Origin of the sequence: Amycolatopsis acidicola, assembly GCF_007713735.2 — a bacterium.
In the GTDB taxonomy this organism is placed as follows: Bacteria; Actinomycetota; Actinomycetes; order Mycobacteriales; family Pseudonocardiaceae; genus Amycolatopsis_E; species Amycolatopsis_E acidicola.
The window spans coordinates 1-8,697 of sequence record NZ_VMNW02000166.1; the positions used below are offsets into that span (position 1 = coordinate 1).

Genomic DNA, 8,697 nt, shown 5'->3' on the forward strand with positions numbered 1-8,697 from the left:
CCGGGGTGCGAGCGGGGCGAAACCGGGGCGCGAGCGGGGCGAAACCGGGGCGCGAGCGGGGCGAAAGCGGCTTCGCGCCAGGGGGTGCGCCGCACCGTCACAGTTCCTCGCGGGCGCGGGTGAGGAAGTCGCGCTCCAGGTCGTCCGGGGCGGTGGCGATGGCGGCGTCGTAGGCGCGGGCGGCGTCCTCGCGGCGGCCGAGGCGGCGCAGCAGGTCCGCGCGGATGGCGTGGAAAAGGTGGTAGCCGCCGAGTTCCAGTTCGTCCACCAAGGCGAGCGCGGCGGCGGGTCCGTCCACTTCGGCCACCGCAACGGCGCGGTTGAGCGCCACGACCGGCGTCGGCGTGAACTGCCAGAGCTGGTCGTACAGGGCCAGGATCTGGGCCCAGTCCCCGTTGTCGCTGTGCACGGCGTTGATCGCCGCCTGGATCTGGTACGGCCCCGGCCGATCACGGCGCAGGCACCGCCGGACGAGCTGCTGTCCCTCGGCGACCAGCTCCTGATCCCACAGTCCTCTGTCCTGATCGGACAGACGCACGAGCTCACCGGAGGGCCCGACACGAGCCGCCCGGCGGGATTCCACCAGCAGCATCAACGCGAGCAGCCCCAGCACCTCGGGTTCGTCCGGCATCAGCTCGGCCAGCAGCCGCCCGAGCCGGATCGCTTCCGCGCACAGGTCTTCGCGGGCGAGATGGCCTTCGGTGAAGATCAGGTACACCACGGCTAGCACCGCCCGCAGCCGCTCGGGCAGGTCGGCTTCGGCAGGCACCCGGTACGGGATCCGCGCGGCCCGGATCTTCGCCTTGGCGCGCACGATCCGTTGCGCCATCGTGGTTTCCGGCACGAGGAACGCGTGGGCGATCTCCCCGGTGGTGAGCCCGCCGAGCAGCCGCAGGGTCAGCGCGACCTGCGACGGCGTCGCCAGCGCGGGGTGGCAGCAGGTGAAGATGAGGCGGAGCCGGTCATCGCGCACGACGCCCTCCTCGGGCGGTCCGTCCCGGGCATACAACACCATCGACGCCGCCTCGCGCCCGTCGCGGGTCGCTTCCCGGCGCAGGCGGTCGATGGCGCGGTTGCGGGCCGTGGTGATGATCCAGCCCGCCGGGCTCGGGGGCGTCCCCTCGGCGGGCCAGCGTCGCACGGCCTCGGTGAAGGCCTCCTGCACCGCGTCCTCGGCCAGGTCGAGATCGCCGAGGACGCGGGTCAGGACGGCGACCGCGCGGCCGTACTCCGCGCGGAAAACGCCGGCCACGCCGGTCATACGAACGGCCGGACCTCGATCGGCAGCGTCGTCGCGAGCGCGCCCTTGCGCGCCCATTCCAGCGCCGCGTCCAGATCGGGCACGTCGATGATCGTCAGGCCGCCGACGTACTCCTTGCCCTCGGTGAACGGGCCGTCCGTGACGAGCACTTCGCCGTCCTTCGGGCGCAGGACGGTGGCCGTCTCCGGGGCGTGCAGGCCGCCGGAGAAGACCCACGAGCCCGCGTCCGCGAGCTCCTTCCGCCAGGCTTCGACGTCGGCCATGATCTCGGGCAGGTTCGCGGGCGGCTCTCCGCCGGCGGGCTGGACGACGGTCAGCAGGTAACGCGGCATGGTGTCCTCCTCAGGGGTTGCGGGTTCACCCCCTGTACGAACGGCCCGCGGCCGGATCGACAGGACCACCGGAATCTACCGCCAGCGGGACGAAATCGCCGGTCCCACCGAGCGCACGCCCCGCCAGCTCGTGCCCCAGCGCGAGACTTTCCGTGGCCGCCTGACCTCGCAAAACGCCGGACAGGTACCCGGAGGCGAACGCGTCCCCGGCGCCGACCGGCTCGACCACGTCCACCGCGGGCGCCGGCACGAAAGTGACCTTCGCGCCGTGGTATTCCGTCGCCCCGATGGCGCCGTCCTTGATCACCAGACGGTCCGGGCCGGGGAGGATTTCGCGCACGGCCTCCGGGGTCGTGGCGCCCCACAGGGTTTCCGCCTCGTCCTGGCCGACGAGCACGATGTCCGCGCGCCGCGCGAGCTCCGCCAGCACGGGCGCGGCCTCGCCGACCGGCCACAGCCCGGGCCGGTAGTTCACGTCGAAGGACACGAGCCCCGGCCTGCCGAGCGCGGCCTCGACGAGCGCCCGGCAGGACGCCGACAACGCCGGGGTGATCCCGGTGAGATGCACGAGCGACGCGTCCATCGGCAGCGCGGCGAGGTCGTCGGGGGAGAGCCGCGACGCGGCCGAACCCGCGCGGTAGTAGTGCACGCGGGTGCCTTCGGGCGCGGGGTCCTTGAAGTACACGCCGGTCGGCGCGCCCGGGTCGGCTCGCACCCAGCTGGTGTCGACGCCGTGTCCCGCGATCTTTTCGAGGATGCGTCTGCCGAGCGGATCGTCGCCGACCCGGCTCGCCCAGGCGGTCCGGTGCCCTCGTTCGGCCATGTACAGCGCCACGGTGGACTCCGCGCCGCCGACCTCCAGCCGGAACAACTCCGCCTCCGCCAGCGGTTCCGTGACGACCGGCGTCACGAGCACCATCGTCTCGCCGATGCACAGCACTTCGGGGGTCATCGGGCCTCCTCGGGCAGGAACCGGGCGCGCAGATCGGGCCGCAGGAAGGCGGCGGGGGAGGCGATGGACAGCCCGCCGTCAACCGGCAGCACGACCCCGGTGACGAACGAAGCCTGGGGCGAGGCAAGGAAAGCCACCGCGTCGGCGACTTCCTCCGGGCGCCCGGTCCGGCCGAGCGGATAGCCCTCGGCGACGTTCGGCAGGCCGGCCGAGCCGATCATCCCCGGCGCGACGGCGTTGACCCTGATCCCGCGCGGCCCGTACTCCAGCGCGAGCTGCCGCACCAGACCGTCCACTCCGGACTTCGCCGCCGCGTAGCCCGGAAGTCCGGGCGCGGCAAGGAATCCGTTGACCGACGTGATCGCGACGATCGCCCCGCCGCCGGGCAGCACCCGCAGCGCGGCGCGCGCCGGGTAGAACGCGGCATCGAGGGTGTTCGCGATCGCCGAGCGCCACTGCTCGTCCGTCGCGTCGGCTGCGGCGGCCACCGGTTGCGAAGCCGCGGCCAGCACCAGCACATCGACGACGCCGGCGCGCCGCACGGCTTCGTCGGCGCCTTCCGGCGTCGAGGCATCCAGCGTCAGGTACTCGGCGAACGCCGGATGCTCCACCGGCTCCAACCCCACGCCGACGACCCGGTCGCCCGCGAAGGCGCCGGCGACGGCGATCCCGATCTCCGAACCGCCGCCGATGATCAGCACCCCACGGCTCACCGCGGGCCCCCGCGCCACGACGGCAGCGCCAGCTCGTCCAGGATCTCGCTCAGGGCCTTCTCGGTGATCGGCTCGAGCGGCCGGGCGGGCAGCCGCACCTTCGCCGAGGCGATGATTCCCCGCCGCAGCAGCACTTCCTTGTGCACCGCCCATGCCTGGCCGGGCCGCACGCCGAGGTGGATCAGCGGCAGCAGCCGGGTGAACGCGACCCGGGCCTCGGCCCGGCGCCCGGCGGCGAGATCGTCGAGGATCGGCCGCAGGAGATCTGAAAACTCGCATGCGGGCATTGTGCCCACCGCGCCGTTGTCGTACTCCTCGATCAGTGCCTGGGCGTTCTGACCGCCCAGGACGGTCAGGTGCTGCCGCGCGGCGGCCACCTTCACCGGCGTCGGCGGCGCCTCCACCTTGATCGACGTGATGCCCTCGGCCCCGGCCAGTTCGGCGACCGCGGCGACGTCCACCGGCACGCCCGTGACGCCGGGCGCGTCCTGGATCATCACCTGCGCCCCGGTCCCGGCGGCCACTTCGGCGAAGAACTCCACCACCTGCGCCGGTGACGGTTTCGCCAGGAACGGCGGCAGCACCATCACCTGGTCGGCCCCGCCGTCCGCGGCGGCGCGCGCCTGTTCGAGTGCGGTGACCGTGCTCGTGCCGTTCACCCCCGCGACGACGGGCAGCGGGCCGGCGACGGCGCGTACCTCGCGCAGGATCGCCTCGCGTTCGGCGGCGGTCAGCGCGAAACCCTCGCTGGCCATGCCGAACACCGCGACGCCGTCCACCCCGCAGGACAGCTGGAACTCGGTCAGCGAGCGCAACGACGGCAGGTCCAGCGCGCCGTCGGCGGTGAACGGGGTGGCCAGGATCGGGATCAGACCGGTGGGCGGCAAGGCTCAGTTCTCCTTCGCGAGGGTGGCGACCAGGTCGGCGTCGACGTCGATGCCGAGACCCGGTCCGGTGGGCAGGCCGAACCCGGTCGGCCCGGCGGGCAGGGGAGCGCGCAGGATCCGCTGCGCGACGGGGATCGTGTCGGGCTGGTACTCGAAGAACGGGGTGTCGGTGCTCGCGGCCGACACGTGGACGCCCGCGGCCAGCGAGACGCCGAGCCCGACGGAATGGTGGCAGGCCACGGGAACGTGGTGTGCCGAGCAAACCTCCACAATGGACATCGCCTCGGTGATCCCGGTGCGCGCCACGTCGGGCTGCGCGAGCCGCAGCGCGCGGCGCCCGAGCCAGTCGGCGAACTCGTAGCGGTTGCGCAGCGCCTCGCCGACGGCGACCGGGGTGGTGCAGCGGGTGGCCAGTTCGGCGTGTCCCGCCACGTCTTCCGGCACGAGCGGCGCCTCGAAGAACAACGCGCCCCGGCGGTCCAGCTCCTGGCCCAGCTCGACGGCTTCGCCGATGCGGTAGGCCCAGTGCGCGTCCACGGCGATCTTCATCGACGGCGCGGCGGCCGCGACCGCGTCGAACGTGGCGAGGTCGGCCGCGATGCCCTTGCCCGCGGCGAGTTTGACCATCGTCGCGCCCTGGCTTTCCCAGTCGGCGGCGAGCGCGGCGCGCTCGGGGTCGGTCGGCCGGGCCAGCCCGGAGACGTAGGCGGGGATGTGGTCACGGACGGCGCCCCCGAGCAGCCGCGCGACGGGCAGGCCGACGAGCTTCCCGTAGAGGTCCCAGAGCGCGATGTCCACGGCCGCGAGCGCGTCGGCCTGGTGCCCGACGAGATGACCGCGCTCGCGCATGAGATCGCGCAGCCCGTTCCACAGTGGACGGACGCCGGTGACCTCGCGGCCGGTCAGCCAGGGGCCGAGCATGCGGTCGACGATCGCGGCCGTGACCTCGGGGGCGACCGGGGCCAGCGCCTCGCCCCAGCCGACCGTGCCGTCATCGGTGGTGATGCGCACCAGCATCGTCTCGAAGCGGCCGGAGTAGAGGCTGCGCCACGGCTCGCGGACGACGTAGCCGCGGTCCTCGCTCAGCTCGGTGCCGTCCTCCAGCTTGCCGAGGTACGCCTGCCGACCGGCCAGCTTCAGGACATAGGTGGTGACGTCTGCGATGGGCATGCGTCAATCTTTGCACGGCGCTTGCGCATTGTGCAAAGAGTGCGCATACTTCGTGGCATGGTTTCCGAAACCGGTGGCAATCAGAGCGTCGAACGCGCGTCCGCCGTGCTCAACGCCTTCACCCTCGGCCGCCCGTCGCTGCGTGTCTCCGACGTCGCGGCGCAGGTCGGGCTCGGCATCTCCACGACCTCGCGGCTGCTGGCCACGCTGGAGTCGGTCGACCTGGTCCGCCGAGACCCGGTCAGTCAGCTCTACGAGCTCGGCCCGGCGGTGCTGACGATGGCCGGTATCGCGCTCAACAACGACCCGATCTACCGCCAGTCGCGCCCCGTCGCGCAGCGGCTCGCGTGGGAGCTGGGCCTGGGCGCGAACGTGTCGGTGCGGCGCGGCGCCGAGCTGTTCTACCTGCTCAACGTCGAGGGGCAGCTGGCGCAGAAGTCGTTTTCCCTGATGGGACAGCGTAATCCGCTGCACGCGACCGGGATGGGCAAATGTCTCCTGCTGGGTGTCGCCGCCGCGCAGCGGGCGGAGCTGCTCGGCCCGGAACCCTTGCACAGCTTCACTTCCCACACGCTCACGACGTTCGAGGCGCTCGACGCCGACCTCGCCGCGTCCACCGAACGCGGCTACGCCAAGGAGGTCGAGGAGCTGGCGCTGGGCCGCGCGTGCGTGGCGGCGCCGGTCCGCGACCACACCGGTGAAGTCGTGGCGGCCATCTCGGTTTCCGGTGCCCTGTCGGCGATCGCGCTCGAGGAACGCGAAGCCGAATTGGGCCGGATGATCGTCGAGGCCGCCGACACCGTCAGCATCGGGCTCGGCTACCTCGGCCCGGTGCACACCCCCGTCCAGGAGGCGAAATGAAGATCGTCGTCACCGGCGCCGCCGGACGGCTCGGCCGGACCCTGCTGGCCCGGCTTTCGGAGCGCGGCCACCAGACCGTCGGCATCGACCAGGTCCCGCCCGCGAACCTGCCGCTGTCCGACCGCGACGGCCTGATCGCCGCCTGCGCGGGCGCCGACACGGTGATCCACCTCGCGGCGCGCATGTCCTGGCGCCGCGAGGACGACGCCGGGTTGTTCGAGGCCAACGTGCTCGGCAGCGCGAACGTCGCCGAAGCCGCCGCGCTCGCCGGCGCGAAGCTCGTGCTCGCCAGCACCGGCGAGGTCTATCCCGAGGGCCGCCCGGTGTACCAGCCGCTCGACGAGGACCATCCGCGCGCGCCGACGAGCGCGTACGGCCTGACCAAGAAACTCGCCGAGGACACGGTGGACTTCTACCGCCGTACGCGCGGGCTCGAAGCCGTGGTGCTGCGCTTCTCGCACTTCCAGGACGCGGCCGAACTGCTCGACGAGCGCAGCTTCTTCTCCGGCCCGAGGTTCTTCCTGCGGCAGAAAATCGAGCAGCAGCGCGGGTTCGGCAACACGGCGGCCCTCGCGGCGCTCGAACCGCACGACGACGGCACCACCAAACTAGTGCTCTCGCGCGGCGAGGACGGCACCCCGTTCCGGATGGGCATCCTGGACACCCGAGACCTCGCTTCCGGTGTGATCGCCGCGGCCGAGTTGCCCGGCCTGGACGGCGAGGTCATCGGCCTCGGTGCTGACGACTCGGTCGATTTCGACCACCTGGTGCCGGAACTGGCCCGCCATAGTGGACTGTCCTTTGTGGATGTGAAGCTGCCCGGCCCAGCCGTGCACTACACGACGTCCAACGAACGGGCCCGCAAACTGCTGGGGTTCACCGTCGAACACCCCATCGGCCAGATGATCGAAGAGGCCGCCGCGGCCCGCCGCGCTCGGTAAGGGCGCTGGACTTTTGAAGCGGCGGAGCCGGTTGCCGTGAGGACGGCGGCTGGCACCGCCGGGGGTTCCGCTACCCGCACCGCCACGCAAGCCGATGAGAAGTTCACCTTCCCTGAATGACAATGAGGTCGTCATGTCAGAGCAAGTCGCCATGCCCGGGGTAACGGATTCCACCGAGGCGCCACCCAGCCGGAAAGTGCTGTTCGCCGCGGGGGCGGGGCACTTCGTCGAGTGGTTCGACGTCGGGATCTACGGCACGCTGTCCACCGTCATCGCGGCGAACTTCTTCGCCGCGGGCGACGCCACGGCCGCGCTGCTGTCCACCTTCGCGGTCTTCGCCGCCGGGTTCGTGATCCGCCCGCTGGGCGGGTTCTTCTTCGGCCCGCTCGCGGACAAGATCGGCCGGCAGCGGGTGCTGGCCATCGTCGTGCTGACCACGTCGCTGTCCACGTTCGCGATCGGCGTGCTGCCGACGCACGCCGCGGTCGGCGCGCTCGCGCCGTTGCTGCTGGTGATCGCCCGGCTGGTGCAGGGGTTCGGCGCGGGTGGTGAGACGTCCAGCGTCGTCACGCTGCTGTACGAATACGCGCCGAAACGCCGTCGTGGCTACTACTCCAGCTTCGGCGACACCTTCGGCTTCGCGGCGTTCGTCTTCGGCTCGGGGCTCGCCCTGCTGCTGACCGCGACGATGGGCGACGCCACGATGAACTCGTGGGGCTGGCGGATCCCGTTCCTGCTCGCGTTGCCACTCGGGCTCAGCGGGTTGTACCTGCGCCTCAAGCTCGACGACACCCCGGAGTTCCGCAAGCTGGAGAGCAAGGGCGAAGTCACCGCCGCGCCACTGCGCGAGAGCTTCCGCAGCGGGGGCAAGACGATGGTCGTCCTCGCCGGGCTGGTGGTGATCAAGGGCGTGGCGCACTGGACGCTCCAGACATTCATGCCGAGCTACCTGCAGACCACGCTGCACTTCAGCAAGATCCAGTCGTTCCTCGCCGCCACGATCTGCCTCGCCGTGGTCGCCGCCGCCGTCCCGGCGGCGGGCGCGCTGTCCGACCGGATCGGCCGCAAACCCCTGCTGATCATCGGCACGGCCGGGTTCGTGCTGCTCACCTGGCCCGCGCTGCTGCTGATGTCGCTGGGCAACACCGTGCTCGCGGTGGTCGGCATGGTGGTGCTGGGCCTGCTGATCGCCGCCTATGACGGCGCGGTCAGCGCCACGATGGCCGAGTTGTTCCCGCCGCGTATCCGCTCGGGCGCGATCGCGATCCCCTACAACATCGCGGTTTCCCTCTTCGGCGGGACGGCGCCCTACATCGCGACGTGGCTGATCTCGTCGACCGGGTACAAGCTCTCGCCCGCGTTCTACATCATGATCGCGGCCGTGATCACCCTGGTGACGGTGGCGCGCTCGATCCGCGAGACCGCCGGCCCCCGGGCAAAGGCCGCGGTGGAGTAAGAGGCGGAGGATGGTGGGCCGTTTCCGGGCATGCCGACCGCCCCGAGGATGACACCGGCACCCACCTTCCGCCACCCGGCAACGAAAGCCGGGCACACCCACCGACCACACCCCTCCCCCGCCC

The 8,697-nt window shown here is 71.9% G+C and carries 9 protein-coding genes; 3 read left to right on the top strand and 6 right to left on the bottom strand.

Features of this window, described 5'->3' with window-relative positions; genetic code table 11:
* Nucleotides 1-97: 97 nt before the first annotated feature.
* Genes FPZ12_RS44665 through FPZ12_RS44690 form a run of 6 tightly spaced genes read right to left on the bottom strand, consistent with a single transcriptional unit; the run spans nucleotide 98 to nucleotide 5,315 of the window.
* Nucleotides 98-1,261 carry an RNA polymerase sigma factor gene (locus tag FPZ12_RS44665; protein ID WP_144761524.1) on the bottom strand — a complete coding sequence of 388 codons (1,164 nt, stop codon included), beginning with the start codon at nucleotides 1,259-1,261 and terminating at the stop codon, nucleotides 98-100.
* A complete protein-coding gene (locus FPZ12_RS44670; protein WP_144761520.1) occupies nucleotides 1,258-1,593 on the bottom strand; it encodes a YciI family protein in 336 nt (111 codons plus the stop codon). Before FPZ12_RS44670 ends, FPZ12_RS44665 begins: the two co-directional genes overlap by 4 nt.
* A 25-nt stretch (nucleotides 1,594-1,618) precedes the next feature.
* Entirely contained in the window at nucleotides 1,619-2,545 is a 927-nt protein-coding gene (locus FPZ12_RS44675; RefSeq protein WP_144761517.1) for a sugar kinase, read from the bottom strand.
* A complete protein-coding gene (locus FPZ12_RS44680) occupies nucleotides 2,542-3,258 on the bottom strand; it encodes an SDR family NAD(P)-dependent oxidoreductase (protein WP_144761514.1) in 717 nt (238 codons plus the stop codon). Before FPZ12_RS44680 ends, FPZ12_RS44675 begins: the two co-directional genes overlap by 4 nt.
* On the bottom strand, nucleotides 3,255-4,145 hold the full coding sequence (locus FPZ12_RS44685) for a dihydrodipicolinate synthase family protein (protein ID WP_144761511.1): 891 nt from the start codon (nucleotides 4,143-4,145) through the stop codon (nucleotides 3,255-3,257). The genes FPZ12_RS44680 and FPZ12_RS44685 overlap by 4 nt, the downstream gene beginning before the upstream one ends.
* Nucleotides 4,146-4,148: 3 nt before the next feature.
* Nucleotides 4,149-5,315 (bottom strand): mandelate racemase/muconate lactonizing enzyme family protein, encoded by a 1,167-nt coding sequence (locus FPZ12_RS44690; RefSeq protein ID WP_144761508.1) that lies wholly within the window; start codon nucleotides 5,313-5,315, stop codon nucleotides 4,149-4,151.
* A 57-nt stretch (nucleotides 5,316-5,372) separates the two neighbouring features.
* Between FPZ12_RS44690 and FPZ12_RS44695 the strand changes: the two genes are divergently transcribed.
* From FPZ12_RS44695 to FPZ12_RS44705, 3 genes are all read left to right on the top strand, one after another.
* A complete protein-coding gene (locus FPZ12_RS44695; RefSeq protein ID WP_144761505.1) occupies nucleotides 5,373-6,176 on the top strand; it encodes an IclR family transcriptional regulator in 804 nt (267 codons plus the stop codon).
* The gene (locus FPZ12_RS44700) at nucleotides 6,173-7,117 is read left to right on the top strand and encodes an NAD-dependent epimerase/dehydratase family protein (protein ID WP_144761502.1); all 945 of its coding nucleotides are present in this window, start codon (nucleotides 6,173-6,175) and stop codon (nucleotides 7,115-7,117) included. The genes FPZ12_RS44695 and FPZ12_RS44700 overlap by 4 nt, the downstream gene beginning before the upstream one ends.
* A 133-nt stretch (nucleotides 7,118-7,250) precedes the next feature.
* Nucleotides 7,251-8,573: an MFS transporter gene (locus FPZ12_RS44705; RefSeq protein ID WP_144761499.1), complete on the top strand. Its 1,323-nt coding sequence runs from the start codon at nucleotides 7,251-7,253 to the stop codon at nucleotides 8,571-8,573.
* Nucleotides 8,574-8,697: the final 124 nt, after the last annotated feature.

What these genes read in the sequence shown, in the direction of transcription:
- FPZ12_RS44665 (WP_144761524.1), bottom strand. Translation starts at nt 1,261, where the DNA reads ATGACCGGCGTGGCCGGCGTTTTCCGCGCGGAGTACGGCCGCGCGGTC.
- FPZ12_RS44695 (WP_144761505.1), top strand. Translation starts at nt 5,373, where the DNA reads ATGGTTTCCGAAACCGGTGGCAATCAGAGCGTCGAACGCGCGTCCGCC.
- FPZ12_RS44700 (WP_144761502.1), top strand. Translation starts at nt 6,173, where the DNA reads ATGAAGATCGTCGTCACCGGCGCCGCCGGACGGCTCGGCCGGACCCTG.
- FPZ12_RS44705 (WP_144761499.1), top strand. Translation starts at nt 7,251, where the DNA reads ATGTCAGAGCAAGTCGCCATGCCCGGGGTAACGGATTCCACCGAGGCG.
- FPZ12_RS44690 (WP_144761508.1), bottom strand. Translation starts at nt 5,315, where the DNA reads ATGCCCATCGCAGACGTCACCACCTATGTCCTGAAGCTGGCCGGTCGG.
- FPZ12_RS44675 (WP_144761517.1), bottom strand. Translation starts at nt 2,545, where the DNA reads ATGACCCCCGAAGTGCTGTGCATCGGCGAGACGATGGTGCTCGTGACG.
- FPZ12_RS44670 (WP_144761520.1), bottom strand. Translation starts at nt 1,593, where the DNA reads ATGCCGCGTTACCTGCTGACCGTCGTCCAGCCCGCCGGCGGAGAGCCG.